The 16,175-nt window shown below is 65.1% G+C and carries 21 protein-coding genes; 15 read left to right on the top strand and 6 right to left on the bottom strand.

Features of this window, described 5'->3' with window-relative positions; all coding sequences use genetic code 11:
- Nucleotides 1-154: 154 nt before the first annotated feature.
- Nucleotides 155-622, bottom strand: a complete 468-nt coding sequence (locus FGF80_RS07895) for a universal stress protein (protein WP_138653217.1) — start codon at nt 620-622, stop codon at nt 155-157.
- A 116-nt stretch (nt 623-738) separates the two neighbouring features.
- Between FGF80_RS07895 and FGF80_RS07890 the strand changes: the two genes are divergently transcribed.
- Nucleotides 739-1,197, top strand: coding sequence for a universal stress protein (locus FGF80_RS07890; protein WP_006185947.1), 459 nt, complete (start codon nt 739-741; stop codon nt 1,195-1,197).
- 188 nt (nt 1,198-1,385) lie between these two features.
- Here FGF80_RS07890 and FGF80_RS07885 read toward each other — a convergent pair whose 3' ends face one another.
- On the bottom strand, nt 1,386-1,763 hold the full coding sequence (locus FGF80_RS07885) for a hypothetical protein (protein WP_006185946.1): 378 nt from the start codon (nt 1,761-1,763) through the stop codon (nt 1,386-1,388).
- A 336-nt stretch (nt 1,764-2,099) separates the two neighbouring features.
- Between FGF80_RS07885 and FGF80_RS07880 the strand changes: the two genes are divergently transcribed.
- The gene (locus FGF80_RS07880; protein WP_006185945.1) at nt 2,100-2,330 is read left to right on the top strand and encodes a winged helix-turn-helix transcriptional regulator; all 231 of its coding nucleotides are present in this window, start codon (nt 2,100-2,102) and stop codon (nt 2,328-2,330) included.
- Between the two features lie 439 nt (nt 2,331-2,769).
- Here the strand turns inward: FGF80_RS07880 and FGF80_RS07875 are convergent, their stop codons facing one another.
- Both FGF80_RS07875 and FGF80_RS07870 read right to left on the bottom strand, forming a co-directional pair.
- On the bottom strand, nt 2,770-3,366 hold the full coding sequence (locus FGF80_RS07875) for a GNAT family N-acetyltransferase (RefSeq protein ID WP_006185943.1): 597 nt from the start codon (nt 3,364-3,366) through the stop codon (nt 2,770-2,772).
- 2 nt (nt 3,367-3,368) lie between these two features.
- Nucleotides 3,369-3,740, bottom strand: coding sequence for a universal stress protein (locus FGF80_RS07870; RefSeq protein WP_006185942.1), 372 nt, complete (start codon nt 3,738-3,740; stop codon nt 3,369-3,371).
- A 147-nt stretch (nt 3,741-3,887) separates the two neighbouring features.
- Here FGF80_RS07870 and FGF80_RS07865 point away from each other — a divergent pair, with 147 nt between their 5' ends.
- From FGF80_RS07865 to FGF80_RS07845, 5 genes are all read left to right on the top strand, one after another.
- Entirely contained in the window at nt 3,888-5,354 is a 1,467-nt protein-coding gene (locus FGF80_RS07865) for an ATP-binding protein (RefSeq protein ID WP_006185941.1), read from the top strand.
- Between the two features lie 475 nt (nt 5,355-5,829).
- Nucleotides 5,830-6,162 carry a DUF4234 domain-containing protein gene (locus tag FGF80_RS07860; protein WP_175417004.1) on the top strand — a complete coding sequence of 111 codons (333 nt, stop codon included), beginning with the start codon at nt 5,830-5,832 and terminating at the stop codon, nt 6,160-6,162.
- A gap of 168 nt (nt 6,163-6,330) precedes the next feature.
- A complete protein-coding gene (locus tag FGF80_RS07855) occupies nt 6,331-6,726 on the top strand; it encodes a DUF2237 family protein (protein ID WP_138653215.1) in 396 nt (131 codons plus the stop codon).
- A 56-nt stretch (nt 6,727-6,782) separates the two neighbouring features.
- The gene (locus tag FGF80_RS07850) at nt 6,783-7,109 is read left to right on the top strand and encodes a hypothetical protein (protein WP_138653213.1); all 327 of its coding nucleotides are present in this window, start codon (nt 6,783-6,785) and stop codon (nt 7,107-7,109) included.
- A 36-nt stretch (nt 7,110-7,145) separates the two neighbouring features.
- Nucleotides 7,146-7,970 carry an MBL fold metallo-hydrolase gene (locus tag FGF80_RS07845; RefSeq protein WP_138655503.1) on the top strand — a complete coding sequence of 275 codons (825 nt, stop codon included), beginning with the start codon at nt 7,146-7,148 and terminating at the stop codon, nt 7,968-7,970.
- Nucleotides 7,971-8,004: 34 nt separating this feature from the next.
- Here FGF80_RS07845 and FGF80_RS07840 read toward each other — a convergent pair whose 3' ends face one another.
- Complete coding sequence (locus FGF80_RS07840) at nt 8,005-9,003, bottom strand: DUF5787 family protein (protein ID WP_138653211.1); 999 nt, start codon at nt 9,001-9,003, stop codon at nt 8,005-8,007.
- A gap of 272 nt (nt 9,004-9,275) precedes the next feature.
- Between FGF80_RS07840 and FGF80_RS07835 the strand changes: the two genes are divergently transcribed.
- From FGF80_RS07835 to FGF80_RS07800, 7 genes are all read left to right on the top strand, one after another.
- Nucleotides 9,276-10,508, top strand: coding sequence for a translation initiation factor IF-2 subunit gamma (locus FGF80_RS07835; RefSeq protein ID WP_006185933.1), 1,233 nt, complete (start codon nt 9,276-9,278; stop codon nt 10,506-10,508).
- Nucleotides 10,509-10,512: 4 nt separating this feature from the next.
- Nucleotides 10,513-10,905, top strand: a complete 393-nt coding sequence (locus FGF80_RS07830) for a PIN domain-containing protein (RefSeq protein WP_138653209.1) — start codon at nt 10,513-10,515, stop codon at nt 10,903-10,905.
- On the top strand, nt 10,906-11,475 hold the full coding sequence (locus FGF80_RS07825) for a DNA-directed RNA polymerase (RefSeq protein ID WP_006185930.1): 570 nt from the start codon (nt 10,906-10,908) through the stop codon (nt 11,473-11,475).
- A gap of 2 nt (nt 11,476-11,477) precedes the next feature.
- Nucleotides 11,478-11,675, top strand: a complete 198-nt coding sequence (spt4, locus tag FGF80_RS07820) for a transcription elongation factor subunit Spt4 (RefSeq protein ID WP_006185929.1) — start codon at nt 11,478-11,480, stop codon at nt 11,673-11,675.
- Nucleotides 11,676-11,680: 5 nt separating this feature from the next.
- Nucleotides 11,681-12,268 carry a GTP-dependent dephospho-CoA kinase family protein gene (locus FGF80_RS07815; protein ID WP_006185928.1) on the top strand — a complete coding sequence of 196 codons (588 nt, stop codon included), beginning with the start codon at nt 11,681-11,683 and terminating at the stop codon, nt 12,266-12,268.
- A gap of 82 nt (nt 12,269-12,350) precedes the next feature.
- Nucleotides 12,351-12,707 (top strand): hypothetical protein, encoded by a 357-nt coding sequence (locus FGF80_RS07810; RefSeq protein ID WP_006185927.1) that lies wholly within the window; start codon nt 12,351-12,353, stop codon nt 12,705-12,707.
- A 224-nt stretch (nt 12,708-12,931) separates the two neighbouring features.
- The gene (locus FGF80_RS07800) at nt 12,932-14,017 is read left to right on the top strand and encodes a geranylgeranyl reductase family protein (protein ID WP_138653207.1); all 1,086 of its coding nucleotides are present in this window, start codon (nt 12,932-12,934) and stop codon (nt 14,015-14,017) included.
- Here the strand turns inward: FGF80_RS07800 and FGF80_RS07795 are convergent.
- Entirely contained in the window at nt 14,006-14,587 is a 582-nt protein-coding gene (locus FGF80_RS07795; protein ID WP_006185925.1) for a hypothetical protein, read from the bottom strand. The two genes, FGF80_RS07800 and FGF80_RS07795, sit on opposite strands and share 12 nt — an antisense overlap.
- A 109-nt stretch (nt 14,588-14,696) precedes the next feature.
- Here FGF80_RS07795 and FGF80_RS07790 point away from each other — a divergent pair, with 109 nt between their 5' ends.
- A complete protein-coding gene (locus FGF80_RS07790; RefSeq protein ID WP_138653205.1) occupies nt 14,697-16,127 on the top strand; it encodes an MATE family efflux transporter in 1,431 nt (476 codons plus the stop codon).
- Nucleotides 16,128-16,175: the final 48 nt, after the last annotated feature.

Genomic DNA, 16,175 nt, shown 5'->3' with positions numbered 1-16,175 from the left:
AGACCGCCCGGGAAGTAATCGCCGGTCTCGCGGCTCGTCGCTCGGTCGCTGCGCCGAGTCGTCGTGCGACGCCGCCCGAGCCCGGACACGCGTCTCGGACGCGCTCGTCGATCGTCACCGCCGGTCGGCGAGCGCGGTCGTATGGGACGGGCGGTCAGGCGACGATCGCGTTCCCGTCGTCCCCGCCGTCTTCGCCCGCGGGCGCGAGTTGCCGCACCGTTAGTACGGGGACCGGCGAGGTGCGAACGATCCGTTCGGCGACGCTGCCGAGCAGGAGACGGTTCTCGCCGTGACGACCGCGGGTGCCGGTCGCGACCACGTCGGCGTCGACCTCGCGGGCGTAGTCGCAGATCTCGGCGGCGGGCCGTCCCTCGCGGACAGCCGTCGTCACGTCCCTATCTGCCCGCTCCTCGACGGTCGTGAGCGCGGCGTCGGCGGTCGTCTCGAGCGCGGTGCGGAGTTCGTCCCGGAGCTGCTGGGGTGAGGCGTCGACCTCGCTGGCGTCGATCACCGAGAGCGCGTGGACCTCGGCATCGAACCGGTCGGCGAGATCGAGCGCGATGTCGACGGCGCGTTTCACGCTGTCGGAGCCGTCGGTGGCGACCACGACCGTATCGAACATACGTAGCGGTTACGCTCACGGTTGCTTAAAGACCCCCGTTCGATCGGGCCGTGGCAGCCGACCCGTCGCCGGAGTGGTGGGGTGGCTTTTTTGTGACCGGCCACCCACTGCCGCGTATGGACGCCAGCGAGCCGTTTACCGTCGACACCGTTCTCGCACCGGTCGACGGGAGCGACGAGTCAGCCACCGCCGTCGAATACGCCGTCGCCGTCGCCGACCGCTACGACGCCTCCGTCCACGCGCTGTTCGTCCTCGGACGCGGCGTCGTCCGGGGACTGGACGCCGGCACGGTCGACGAGACCGCCGTCGCGGAGAACACGCAGGGGTTTTTCGACGATATCGGCGACATCGCCGCTGACGCGGACGTACCGCTTGCGACCTCCGTCGACGAGGGCTTCTCGCAAACGCGGAAGACGCGTCATCCGGGCAACGTCGTGCTCGACACCGCCGACGACATCGACGCCGACTTCATCGTCCTCCCCCGGGAACCGGTTACCGAAACCGAAGCGGAGGTCCTCGAGAAAGCCGCCGAGTACGTCCTCTCCTACGCGAGCCAACCCGTCCTCTCGGTCTAACCGTCTCAGTTGTTGCAAATACGATTTCGTTATTCGTAGGCGACCACCTGGCCGTGGATGTCGTGGGTGTTCAGCGCGTCTCGCGGCCCCTCAGCCGAGAGGTACGAAACGCCACCGACGCGATACTCGTGTAGTTCTGCCGTCGTCGGTGCGGACGATACGGGCCGTCACGCGGACGTTGTCGTACATCATTCGCACTCCTCCTTGATGCCCGTCTCCGGGTCGATGTCGTCACCGAGTCGCTGGCGGTCACGTTCTTCGATTTCGGCCTGCTGTTCGTCGGTGAGTTCGCTCCATGTCGCGCCCGTATCCCACGGGTTCCAGCCGAACAGCGCGGTCACTTCGTCAAGCCGCTTTTCGACCTGCCGGATGTAGAAGCGAGCCTCTTCGATGTTGTGCTTTTCGGGTGTCTCGCCGCGCTCCAGGGCGACCTTGATGGACGAAGTCAGTTCGGCGAGTCGGGCGACATCGCTCCGGGTGGACTCCGCGGGGTGCCGGAAATATTCCACCAGGCAGTCACAAGCGAGGGATTCAGCCTTCTCGGGATCGACGTCCTCACCGCTCATCAGAAGTCACCCGAGAAGTCCTTGCGGCCGAAGATGAGCGATCAGCGCACGCGAAGCCGTCCTCAAACTTCGCGCACTCGTCACAGTTATCTTCAGTAGTCGATTCGACCGTCGTGCCGGAGGGTTGAAGTCCGGCGAGGGCGGATATCTTCATGGGTTTCTGGCCTCAGAAGCCCGGCCTGGATGGCTCCAACACCCAGGCGTTTCCTATGACGGTCACGCCCCGAGAGTCCGGACTTTCTTCGCACCTTCTGCTATGTAGCATACCGCATTAAGTGTTGTGCCATCTGCCTTTGAGCAGAAGGTTGATGGGAGAACCTTGCGACCTAGAGACTAATGGATGAAGACCGGGAAAGAAACGAAGACGGGCGATTTGAGCCCGAACACACCGATGAGGAAGTATTTAATGCGGTTCGAAAACACGAGCCCGCGGGCACAAAAGAAGTTGCCGACGAACTCGGGATTGCGCGCCAGAGTGCGGACTATCGGCTTCGACGTCTTCTGGATAACGGACGTGTCTCAAAGAAGAAAGTCGGGAATTCTCTAGTCTGGTCTGCTGAGGAATGACGGACGATGGGTCGCCTTTCGACGATGACGGCGAATGGGGTGACCAACGTACCTGACGACGATCAGGGCGAAGAGGCCGCTAACAAACTCGAACGCGCGACGAATCTTGGGCAAATATCTGGTTCTACCATCTACAACTCGTCGGGTCCTGAGATGGTGATGATACTGAACGAATGGTGGTACCTCGGGATCAAGGGGCAGTTGTTCGGCACTTCCAGAAGGATGCCGGTCTCCCGGAATCCGTTGGGAGGCTTCGTCTGCACCCGTACTACCCCTCAAAGTAGAATCCATTGCTGAACATATCCTCTCTATTCAGCACCGAGTGCCAACCACATCAGAATATTTACTGAGTTCGCCGCCATATTATCACATATTGTTTCTCCCATTACGTTAAATAAATAAAATGTATTTACACAATTGGTATGGGAGTCCGACGCGGTCAACCGCCGTCGGTCACGCCGTTGTCGTCGCTCTCGAGGCGGATCGCCATCTCCTGTTCGAAGCTCTCGGTGCCGGTCGACTCGAACCCGACCCGCTCGTAGAGCGCGATCGCCGGGTTGTTCCAGCGTTCGACCGTCAGCCACACTCGCTCGATGCCGACATCGATCGCGTGGCCCAGGAGGTTCTTCAGCAGGACCGTCCCGATCCCGGCCCGCTGGTAGGCCTGCAGGACGAAGATCGCGAGTTCCCACTCGATGTCGGACGCGTGTTCGACCGCGGCCGGATCGTCGGTATCGGGAACGAGCATCGCGTGGGCGATCGCGTCCCCGTCGTGGCGCGCGACGACGTTGACGCTGTCGTCACCGATCGTCTCGAGCCAGGTCCGGATCCGTTCCTCGCCGGTCGGCGGGATCCCCTGTGCGCGGTCGGTCGGATCGAACGCGGTGTACATCCCGACGACGTCGTCGAGCGTCTCACCGGTGAACGACTCGGCTGTCCGAACCTCGATCGACCGTCCGTCTCGATCCTCGACCGTCGTCGGGGGCGAGGGGAAGGGGCCGGACGGTTCGTCGGGATACTGACGCGTACCGGCCATCGTTATCGCACCAGTTTGACCGTCGTCGGGGCGTTCAGCAGGACGAATTCGGTGATCGGCCCGAGCTGAATCTTCCCCATCGGGCTCAGGGTTCCGCCGCCGATGACCAGCTGGTCGTAGTCCCCCTGCTCGGCGTAGTTGACCAGCGCGCTTCCGGGATCGCCGTCGAGTTTCTCCACTTCGACATCGGTGATGCCGGCCTCCTCGAGGGCGTCGACCGCCTGTCGGTACATCTCCTCCTGTGAGCGTTTCGACTCGGGTTTCTCGACGACGACGATCGTCAACTCGTCACCGACCTCGCGCGTTCGATCGAGGGTTCGCCGGAGTGTCTTCACTGACTCGTCGCTGCCGCCGAGACCCAGCAACACGTTCATACGGGTGACTGTGCGCCCGTACACGAAAACGGTTGTGCCGATGTCCGGGGCCGACACGCTACCAGCGCGACCGCCGGGAGTGAAACTCACTCACATACGTTGCACGGGACGACGCTGTTAAGAACGTGTAGTGACTACATGCACCGAATGAGTGATGCAGCGCTCGATGTCGTGGAGTTCCTGCTCACGACGAGCGTGTATTCGGACGACCGGACGCTAGACGAGAACGACCTCCCGCCGTCGTTCCGGCAGGTCTACTGGACCGGTGGTGTCGCCGACGATGACGGGAGCGACACCGAGGGCGGCAACGGGGGCACTCGAAAACCCGCCGGCATCGACCGTCCGCTATCGGTCACGACCACTACCGCCCGCGAGGCGACCGGCGTCGACCGCCCGTGGGAGGCGGTCTCCGAACTGATGTTCACCGAACGCGACGAGTTCTCCGGGACGATCACCCTCGCCCAGCAGGGGATGGCCGAGGAATGGTTCGCCGAGCGCGTCGACGCGGACCGATTGCTCGAGAACCCGACGCTGGCGAAACACTTCGCGTCCCACGACGACTACGAGTTCGACGTAACTCACGAGGCGGCACGCGAGCGGAACCGACCGATTCAGGCCGATCGCGTCTGGATCGACGGCCTCCTCAACGAGTACTTCGACGAGGAGGACGACGAGGAGATGTTGGACCTCGTGGAAGTTCGCGCGCCCGAAGAGGTCGACATGTCCCTCGACGACCTCGTGCTCACCGAGGATCAGCAGAACGAACTCGACAAGATTTCGAAAGCGATCGAACACCGGGATTATCTCGCCGATATCGGGCTGCGAGAGATCGGGAAACTGCTGTTCGTCGGGCCGCCAGGAACCGGGAAGACGTCCACCGCGCAGGCGCTGGCACAGGACATGGACCTGCCGTTCGTCGAGGTCAAACTCTCGATGATCACGAGCCAGTATTTGGGCGAAACGGCGAAAAACGTCGACAAGACGTTCGAGGTCGCGAAACGACTGTCGCCCTGTATCCTCTTTATCGACGAGTTCGACTTCGTCGCCAAGACCCGCCGCAGCGACGAACACGCCGCGCTCAAGCGCGCGGTCAACACCCTTCTCAAGAGCATCGACAACATCTCGCTCATCGATGACGATGTCTTGCTCATCGGCGCGACCAACCATCCCGACCAGTTAGACGACGCCGCCTGGCGACGGTTCGACGAGATCATCAACTTCCCCAAACCCGATTCGGGCATGCGGGCCGACATTCTCGGCCTCATCACGCGAACGATGGACATCGACGAGTTCGATCCGCATCTCATCGCCGAGGTCACGGAGGGGCTGACCGGCAGCGACCTCCGGATGGTGCTCCGGGAAGCGGTGCTCGAGGCGCTGACCGAGGACCGAACGACGCTGACCCAGGAGGACCTCTTGAACGCCGTCGAGGAGTTCGAGGAACGGGACACGCTGAAGAACATGGACATGATGGAGGGGGACCACGACGCGCTCGTCGCCGGCGGCGATATCGACAAGGCCAGCGATGGGGGTGAGCCAAGCGATGCGAGACGATCGTCGTCAGACCACGGGGCCGACGGTGGCCACTCACACGATCACGACCACGATCACTGACGCCTGACTCGAAACTGGATTAGACTTCTATCCTTGTTTTCGCACCGGCATCGTATACGAGTCGTCTCCGACGGATTGGATAGTCCCCGGTGGCGATAGTAGCGAATCCGTGTTGTCGGGGTGGTATTACAGCGGAGAATATAGTCACTACTGACCGTTATCGCACACCTGGTCAGATGACGGCTTCGCGATCAGTGTGTGAATCGTTTCAGTGTTTACCATAGTATGGTAGATATTTCTACTGGGATTTTTAAATGATGTACCAGAGATTCAGCGGATTTAGTCAGTAATGGAGAATAATGTAGTGGAGTGCTTTTTTGCCTGTCCCAGAAACCTGTGAGTATATTATCATCCGCTATTAGCATCACGTTTGCCGATATTCTATGGTAAATTTAATATAACATTCATTTCTATATGGGCCCAAAGCCGCGATACTCAAGAAGACATATATGTACGGAGTAAAAATATCTCGTATATGTCTGAAATATCAAAAATTACAGACAAATCAGCATTCACAACCGGATCGCTTGTCAAACAGGTTGTCCTCACAATCATCACACTTGGACTGTACCCGATCTACTGGACGTACAAGACTGCAAAGGCGCTCGATCAGGGAACGAACCAAGATCTGTCCCCGATTCTGGCGATCATTCCGTTCGTAAACATTATCGTCTTCTGGCAGATTTCCAACGCAGCAGAGAGTGTCACGGACCAAGGGGCAATGCCGATTTTCCTGCTTTTCATCTTCTTCCCGATCATCTCCTGGTACTGGGTCCAGACCGGGATCAACGCTGTTGCACAGCAATAACGCTGCGTCCATCGACATAACGGGGTCGCTGCCGACCCCGAGTTCCGAACCGGAGACGGTCGCACGAACGGTTTTCGCCGCCGCGACGGATTCGGACTCGAGGGCGGCGCGGCTGCCCGACGGCCGCTCGACGCCACGCTTTTCCACCCGCCTGCCGTTGCGAGTCACATGCCCGACGACCGGAACGTATACGGGACCGAACTCGAGCCCTGCTGTACCGATCCGATGACGGGATTCCTGCGGGACGGGTGCTGTCGCCGGGTCGAGTCCGATCGGGGCCGACACGAACTCTGTGCCGTGATGACCGAGGAATTTCTCCGATTCAGTCGGGCGCAAGGAAACGACCTTACCACGCCGAAACCGGAGTTCGAGTTTCCGGGACTCGAACCCGGCGATCAGTGGTGTCTCTGTCTCGGCCGCTGGATCGAGGCCGAAGAAGCCGACTGCGCGCCACCGGTCGTGCTCGAGGCGACCCACGAGGCGGTTCTGCGCGACGTCGATCCGGACCTCCTTCGCGACCACGAGTACGATCCTGGCGATGACGCCGATCCCGGGACGGTGTAGGGATTCCCCCGTCTCGCGGGGAATACCCTTTATGCGACGGCTGTCAATCACCCCCTATGAGCGATGACCCACCACAGGGGGACGCCGCGGACGCGTTCGCGGCCCGGGCACGGGCCGACTACGGCGAGTCGATCCGTGAACTCTTCGTGTTCGGCGACGCCGTCCAGGGCAATCGCGATGTCCACGCCGAGGCCGAGGTGTTGATCGTCCTCGAGGCGGCCGACGAGGAGCGCGAACGGCAACTCGAGCAACTGGCCAAGACCGTCGGGGCCGAGTACGGCGTCGTCTTCTCGCCGTACGTCCTCCCCGCCGAACGAGTCGACGAACGGGAGGACCATCCGCTGCTCCGGCGGGCGTTCGCGGAAGGGCGATCGTATGTGTAATCGCACACGCGAGCGGGCCGGAGGGCCGCAGTGACGATGCGGGTAACCCTGCTTGGAACCGGCGACACGACGGGGACGCCGACCGTCGGCTGCGACTGTGACACCTGTACCGCCGCTCGAGAGCACGGCGTTGAGCGCACGCGATTCTCCGTCCACGTCGAGAACGAGCGGACCGACGAGTCGCTGCTTATCGACTTCAGCCCCGACTTCCGGTATCAGTTCCTCCGCGACGAGGTCCCGCTGCCCGATGCCGCCGTCATTACCCACATCCACTTCGACCACCTCGACGGGTTGGGCAACGTCTTTCGCGTATTGGACGACCTGTCGGTCTATGCGGCCGACGAGACCGACCCCGAGACGGGCGCGAGCGTCGCCGAGACGGTTCGCGCCGACTATCACTACCTCGATCGCGTTACTGTCGTACCGACGACGCCCCTCGAGACCGAACGGATCTGCGGGCTCGACGTGACGCTGGTGCCGGTCGAGCATCCGCCGCTGATCTGTTACGGACTCGCCGTCGAAGACCCGGAGACGGGCGCGAAACTGTCGATTACTGGCGATACGAGCTACGCGGTTCCCGAGGAGTCCCGCGCAGTGTTGGCCGATCCGGATCTCCTGCTGGCCGACGCGATCGTCCCGGCGAGCCTCTGCGACCATCACCCCCTCGGCGGCCGCCACGAGGACGCCACCGGCGTCGCCCGGACGTTCGGCACGAAACACATGACACGAGAGGGAGCCCTCGCACTGGCCGCGGAACTGGACGCCACGCGGACGCGGCTGGTCCATCTAGCTCACTTCTATCCCGCCGCAGAGGCGTTCGAGGAGCCGCTGGCGATCGACGGCGAACAGTACGTCCTGTGACCGCGACCTGCCGTCGATGCCGCGGCCGCAAGCGTCAGCCGAACCGATCCAGTCCCGACTGCCGTCGACGCTTTCCGCTCGGCTCGGCCTCCCACGACGTTCGCCGATCGCGCTCGGCCTCGAGATCGACGGCGGTCGCCGACGCCGCCTCGTAGCCCGGACACGCGCTCCCACACTCCGATCCGGCGTCGATCACGCGACCGTTCCACTCGCAGTACGGTAGCGTCGCACCGCTCGCGTCGTCCGGGCGGCAGGCCACACACTCGGGGAAGTCGTACGTTCGCCAGCCCTTTCCATAGGCCCGTTCGGCGATCCGTCGGCGGGCCCGCGCCTTCGCGGCGGGCGAGACGGGCGCGATCTCCGTCCGACCGGGGTGGGACTCGAGGGGCTCGATCCCGGGCTCGTCGACCGCCAACGGCGTCGGCTCGCGGAGCACCTCGATCTCGAGCGAGCGACCCGCGTCCGCCCCGTCACGGTGGAGCCGCCAGACGCCGACCGCCTCGGGGAGCCGGTGCAGATGGGCGCGCGTCACGTAGCTCTCGGTCGCGAGCACGACTTCGTCGACCAGCGCGAGGCTCACGTCCGTCCGCAGTTGGGCCTCGAGATCTCCCGGGCGGCCGAGATCGGGCTTGTTCTCGATCCCGACGATGCGGTCGTACCACTCGGGGTAGCGGGCAACCTGGCGGACGTACTCGCGGCTGCTGGCCGCGCTGGCGCTGTGGTCGCGTTCGAAGAAGCCGATCTCGAGCGCCCGCTCCGTGGCGCTGCGAGCGCGCTCGGGATGACAGTCGAAGGCGTCCTTCCAGTAGCGCGCCTGCCCGGTGCCGACGGCCGACTCGATGGCGGCGTCCGGGATCGTCTCGCTCGTGATCGCGACGCGGTCTTCGAATTCAGGTCCGGGTTCGACACGGACGATATCGAGGATTCGCCCACCGGGTTCGGCGACGCCGCCGCCGAGCTGGCGAGCGACGAGTCCGTCGCGTCGCTCCTCGAGGCGGGCGCACAACTCGAGTTCGAAGGCGAACTCCGACACGGTCACAGGGAGTGTGGGAACCGAAATAAGTCGTCGGGTTCGGCGGGCCGCGACGCTGCGCCCGCATTCGCGTCCCCACTCGAGGGAGTCGAATCGTCGGCCGCCCCTGCACTGGTGGCCGACTGCGCTACGGACGACCGCCGGACCCGTCCCGTGAGAGGCGTTCGGTCGGATGGGGACTGTCGGCATACCGTTTCGTCCGAGCCAAGCGATAGCTCGCAACCTTTATCAGTCGCACAGCGGAATCAATACCCAAGATTACTCATCGTCTTATGGTAGGAAATCGACAACCGGAGGTGAACATCGGGCTCGTCGGTCACGTCGACCACGGCAAGACGACGCTGGTGCAAGCGCTCAGCGGCTCGTGGACGGACCAACACAGCGAAGAGATGAAACGCGGGATCTCGATCAGGCTCGGCTACGCCGACGCCACGTTCCGTCACTGCGAGGGACTGGACGAACCCGAGTGTTACACCGTCGAAGAGGAGTGTGCGGACGGCACGCCGAGCGAGCCGCTCCGGACCGTTTCGTTCGTCGACGCCCCGGGGCACGAAACCCTGATGGCGACGATGCTGTCGGGCGCGTCGCTGATGGACGGTGCCGTGTTGGTGGTCAGCGCCAACGAACCCGTCCCACAGCCCCAGACCGAAGAGCACCTGATGGCGCTCGACATCATCGGGATCGACAACATCGTCATCGCACAGAACAAGGTGGACCTCGTCGACAGCGAGACCGCGCGGAACAACTACGAGCAGATCAAGGAGTTCGTGGAAGGGACCGTCGCGGAAGACGCCCCGATCGTCCCCGTCTCCGCGGGCCAGGAGGTCAACCTCGACCTGCTCATGCAGGCCATCGAAGAGGAGATTCCCACGCCGGATCGGGACCCCGACGCCGACCCTCGGATGCACGTCGCCCGCAGCTTCGACATCAACAAACCCGGGACGACCGCGACGGACCTCGCCGGCGGTGTTCTCGGCGGCAGCCTCGTGCAAGGCGAACTCGAGGTCGGCGACGATATCGAGATCCGACCCGGCCGCGAAGTCGAGGAAGGCGGCAAGACCGAGTACGTCCCGATCGAGACGACCATTCGATCGCTGCAGGCCGGCGGCGAAGCCGTCGACACCGTCACGCCGGGCGGGCTGCTCGGCGTCGGGACCGGGCTCGACCCCTCGCTGACCAAAGGCGACGCGCTGGCCGGCCGGATGGCCGGTCCGCCGGGCTCGCTCCCGCCGACGTGGAACGAGTTCACCATGGACGTCGACCTCCTCGAGCGGGTCGTCGGGGCGGAGAGCGGCGAGACGGTCGACGAGATCAGCACGGGCGAGCCGCTGATGATGACCGTCGGGACGGCGACGACCGTCGGCTCGGTTACCAGCGCTCGCGAGGGCGAATGCGAGGTCGCACTCAAGCGGCCCGTCGCGGCCGATCCGGGTACGAAAATCGCGATCAACCGCCGTATCGGCGCGCGCTGGCGGCTGATCGGCCTGGGAACGCTCACGGATTGACGCGATGGGCACGCCGACGCGGGTCGCCATCGACACGAGCGCGCTCATGATGCCCGTCGAACTCGACGTGCGGCTGTTCGAGGAACTCGAGCGGCTCTTGGAGAGCTACGAGCCGACCATCCCACAGGCAGTCCTCGAGGAACTTCGGCGGCTCTCCGAAAAGGGCGGCCAGGAGGGGACGGCCGCGACCGTTGGCTACGACCTGGCGACCGAACGCTGTCTCGTCGTCGACACGGAGGCATCGTACGCCGACGACGCGCTGGTCGAACTCGCCCGCAAGGGGACCGTCGACTACGTCGTCACGAACGACCGCCCGCTGCGCGACCGAGTGCTCGAAGCGAGCAGACCGGTAATTGCATTACGCGGGAGAAACAAGTTAGCGATCACTCAACCATAGATGTACAAACGGGTTAGACTGAAGGACACAGTGGAAGTACCGCCGGAAGAGCTCGGCGACGTTTCGCCGGATCGAGTCAAACGACTGCTCCAGGACAAACTCGAGGGGCGGATGGACGAAGAGGTCGGCAGCATCGTCTCCGTCACCGAGGTCCACGATATCGGTGAAGGAACGGTGTTGCCGAACCGTCCGGGCGTCTATTACGAGGCCGAGTTCGACGCCGTCACCTTCGATCCGCAGATGCAGGAGGTCGTCGACGGCACCGTCGTCGAAGTCGTCGAGTTCGGTGCCTTCGTCGGGATCGGTCCCGTCGACGGATTGCTGCACGTCTCGCAGATCAGCGACGAGTATCTCGCCTTCGACGGCGAGAACCAGCAACTCGCCTCGAACGAATCCGCCCGCTCGCTCGGCGTCGAGGACGCCGTCCGGGCCCGCATCGTCACCAAGAGCATCGACGAGCGCAACCCCCGCGACTCGAAGATCGGGCTCACCGCGAAACAGCCCGGGCTCGGCAAGCACGGCTGGCTCGAGGACGAACGCGAAAAACGCGAAGCGGCCGCAGGTGAATAACCATGGCATCCGACCGTCTCGTCTGTCGCGAGTGTCACCGGGTCAACGAACCGGATAACGAGACCTGTGACGCCTGCAACTCCTCGTCGCTGACCGAAGACTGGGCGGGCTACGTCATCATCGCCCACCCCGAAGAGAGTCAGATCGCGACGGAGATGCAGATCACCGAACCGGGCGCGTACGCTCTGAAGGTTCGCTGACTCGCGTGACCCGCGACGACGACGAAGCGCCGACGCTCGCCGCCGACGAACAGCTACTGGTTTTGCCGGACGACCTCCGTCACGAACTCAAGGAGCCGATGGGCCCGATCGAGACCGACGCCGAACGGCTCCTCGAGGCCGTCGACGGTCCGGTCATCGCCGTCGGCGACGTCGTCACCTACCACCTCCTGCAAGCGGGCCACCGTCCCGCCGTCGCGCTCGTCGACGGCCGAACGAAACGCAGTGCGGTCGACGAGGAGATCCACGATGCGGTCACCGAGGGCGCGAGTATCGAGACCCGGAACCCGCCGGCCGAACTCGGCGCGCCGGTCGTCCGGGCACTCCGGCGCGCGCTCTCGACCGACGACCCCACCACGATTCTGGTCGACGGCGAGGAGGACCTCGTCGCGCTGCCGGCGATCGTCGCCGCGCCCGAGGGCGCAAGCGTCGTCTACGGCCAGCCCGACGAGGGGATGGTCCACGTGAAAGTCGCCGACGACCACCGCGCCGAGATGCGCGACCTGCTCGAGCGCTTCGAGGGCGACACCGACCGATTCTGGGCGCTCCTCGAGGATGCGGACGACGGGGCGTAGCGCGTCGGCCGCGAGTCGACCGCGGCCGGGCTAGCCGCTCGGGGCCGTCGCTCTTATCCGGGACAGCGGTGACGGTTTGCTCATGGATCGTGCCCTCCCGATCGCGGTCGGTATCGGCATCGGCGTTGGAACGGCTGCATCGCTCCTCGCCGACGCCACGTGGGGCGTGTGTCTCGGCGTGAGCGCGCTATACACCGGCTGGTCGTATTTCGCCGTCCGGACGCCCGACCTGCTCTCGCTCGAGGGGCTCACGTTCGAGCGGACGCCGGACAGGATCGGGTACGCGATCGGCCTCGTCGGGGCGAGTCTCTTCGGCGCGACGGTCTTCGACACCGACGGACTCGGCGTTGTCCCCTTCGTCGGCTATCTCGGCGTGATCGGCTTCCTCCTCACCGCCAGCGCCGCGTGCGATCGGCGTGACGGGCGTCGATCACCGTAATCGGTCGATGGTGACCGCTTACTCCACGACAGTGTGCTCGAGCGTGCCGATCCCCGCAATCTCGAATGCGACTGCGTCCCCGTCCTTGAACCGCTGCCCGAACTCCAACACGCAGCCCCGCCGGCGGTACCGGTTCGTTTATGCGGCCCTCGACACGCGGCATCCATGGTGATACCGGTCGTATCTCGAGAACCTATTTACCGTCCGCCGTGAACGTGCCGAGCATGTACGATTTCCTCGTCGTCGGCGTCGGCCCGCCGGGCGCGCGCTTCGCCCGTCGAGCCGCCGCGGAGGGCTACGATGTCCTCGCCCTCGAGAAGGGACAGGTCGGCGAGCCGCTGGCCTGTTCGGGCCACGTGAGTACGGATATCTGGGAATTCACGGGCGAAGACGCTCGCGAGGACCTGTTTCAAAACGAGATCTACGGCGCGCGGTTCCACGTCGGCGGCCCCACTAGCGACGCCTACCCGTTCTACAAGACGGACGTCGCGTCGAACGTCATCGACCGCGTGGGGTTGGACCGTCATCTCGCGACGATGGCCCGCGAGGCGGGCGCGGACGTTCGCGAGGCACATACGGTCACTTCGGTCACCGAACACCGCGACCGCGTCACGGTCGTCGCCAGCGGACCCGACGGGACCCACGAGTTCGAGGCGAAGATGCTCGCGGGCTGTGACGGCCCGCGCTCGAGGGTCCGGGACGAACTCGACCTTCCCCAGCCCGAGGAGTTGCTTCACGGGGTGCTCGCGTTCTCCGAGGAGGACGACCACCAGGACTTCGTCGACGTCCACCTCACGCCGCCGACCTTTTTCGCGTGGCGAATCCCCCGCGGCGAGGCCGGCGTCGAGTACGGGCTGGCGGCCCCGCCGGGCGTACAGGTCACTAAGCATTTCGAGGACCTGATCGACGGCTACGAGATCGACGTCGCCCACCGGTGCTCGGGGGCCATCCCGATCGGCCCGCCCGACCGCGTGACGACCCGTCGGGTCTTTCTCATCGGCGACGCGGCTGCCCAGACCAAGCCCTTCACCGGCGGCGGCATCCTCTACGGCATGACCAGCGCCGATCACGCGGTCCGCGAGATCGACCCCGATCGACCGGCCACGCTCGCGGCCTACGAGCGCGCCTGGCGCGCCGATCTCGAGCGCGAACAGCAACTCGGCCGCTGGATTCGGCGGGCGTACTCGCTGCCCGAACCCGTCCAGCGGCTCGGGCTGGGGGCGTTGTCGGGCGAAATCGGCGTCCACATGGATCGACCGACGTCGCTCGTCTCGCTCGAGCACCTCAAGACGATGCTTTCACGTCGCTGAGCCGCGGCCGTGTCCCAGGCCCATGACGACCGTGCCGATCCCGAAGCTACTGATCAGAAACCCGGCCAGGGGTCCGAGGGTGGGAACGGCACCGACGGCCGCGGAAACGGCGACCGCGACGCCCAGCGCCGGCAGCCAGTCGTCGGCGACGAGGCGGCCGATCGCCAGATAGCCGGGCACGCTGACGACCACTGCCACGAGGAGCGACGCGACGACCGCGAAAACGACGAGCGTCCGTTCGGTTACCGTCATCGCGATCAGCAGCGACAGGCCGATGACGCCGCTCAAGATCGGACACCCGTATAGAAACGCGGTGAGGGGGTCCTCGAGCGCCCGGTCCGTCCGCCGTCGTGTTCCGGCCGGTGCGGTCGCGATCAGGAGACCACCGATACCGAGCGTGAGCAGCCCGGCGATGGTCGACTGGACGAACCACGGGGAGCCGGCGACCGCATCGATGACGGTTTCGATGTCGTCGAAATCGTGCAGTGCCACCGGCACCGATGACTCGTAGCTCGCGATCGACGGCGGCGTCATCGCTACGGCACGGCCGGAGGTGAAGGGCGGACGCATACGTCTGGCACCTCACATCGAAGCAGGTTAAGTGTAGACGCTATTCCATATTCGTGAGTCGGTTCGGCGAACGACAGACCGAAGGGGCCCCTGCCGCAACGGGCGAGGGATGACTGGGCGGCGCAGGACCGCGGTCGAGTTCGTCGCACGCACGCTCGAGCGCTGCGGGATCATCGACGCCGAGCGGTTTCGCCCGACGATGGAGTTGGCGTGGCCCCGGATCGTCACCGGCTTCGCGATCATGTCCAAGCAGACGGCCGACCTCGCCATGGTCGGCATCGCCGTCGGGACGGCGGGGTCCGCGGGGTTGGCGTTCGCGCTCGGCTACTGGCAGATCGTGACGCTGCTGGGGCTCGGCCTCGCTGGGGGCACCGTGACGCTCGTCTCGCAGAACTACGGCGGTGAGGAAACCGCCCGCGCGTCGCTGGCGGTCAATCAGAGCGTCCTGCTCGCGATCGGCTTCGCGCTTCCCATCGCGGGGATCTTTCTCGCCGTCCCCGACACGCTGATCGGCCTGCTCGGTGCGGGGCCGGCCGCGCTCCGTCACGGGAGCGCCTACCTCGTCTACGTCGCGCCGGCCGTGGTCTTCGAACTCCTCAACCTCATCGCCAGTCGAACGTATACCGGCGTCGGCGACACGTTCACCGAAATGGTCGCCCGTGCCGGCGGCGCGCTCCTCAATATCGTCCTCAGCGGTGCGCTCATCTTCGGATTCGGACTCGGTGCTGCGGGCGCAGCGATCGGGACGACACTCGCGAGCGGGTTCGTGACGCTCGTCCTCGCATGGGGGATGGTCGGCCGGTCGTACGGCCGGCTCGGGATGGAGCCAAGCCCCGTCCCGATCGCTCGCGGCGGCCCCTGGTTCGAGCCGCCGCTGCTCCGCCAACTGATCGAGATTTCGCTGCCGGAGATCGGCCGCCGGCTCGCACAGGGCGCGATCGTTTTCCCGCTGCTCTGGATCGCCGCCTCGTTCGGCCCGGTCGTCGTCACGGCCCTCGAGGTCGGCCGTCGGGTTCGGGCCCTGATCAACAGCGTCAACTGGGGGCTGTCGCTCGCCTCGAGTTCGCTCGTCGGGCAACACCTCGGTGCCGGCGAGGAAACCGAGGCGGGAGCGTACGGCGCGGGAATCATTCGGCTCTCGGCGGTGATCTACACCGCGGTGACCGTCCTGGTCGTGCTCTTCGCGCGGCCGATCGCGGGGCTGTTCGTCACCGATCCCGCGGCGGTCGCACAGGCTGCCGTCTTCGTCGCCGTCGGCGCGCTCAGTTCGATCGGCTACGGCATCGACGGGGCCGCCGCGGGGGCGCTACTGGGAGCCGGCGACACTCGCTGGCCGTTCGTCGCCTCCCTGCTCGGTCGCTACGCCTTCGCGCTCCCGGCGGCCGCGCTCGGACTCGTCACGCCGCTTGGCATCGGCGGACTCTATCTGGCACTGTTCCTCGAGACCGCCGTCCCGGGCGGGATCAACTACTGGCTGTTCCGGAGCGGTCGCTGGAAGGCGGTGAGCCGCCGGTACCGGCCGTCTTCCGGACCCGGCTAACGTCCCCTGGGTGGGACACCCCGTGCCGGCATGCCTCCGGCCAAGGAC

The organism is Natrinema pallidum (genome assembly GCF_005890195.1).
In the GTDB taxonomy this organism is placed as follows: domain Archaea; phylum Halobacteriota; class Halobacteria; order Halobacteriales; family Natrialbaceae; genus Natrinema; species Natrinema pallidum.
The sequence above is the reverse complement of the archived record's forward strand: the minus strand, read 5'-3'. Positions and strand labels throughout refer to the sequence as shown.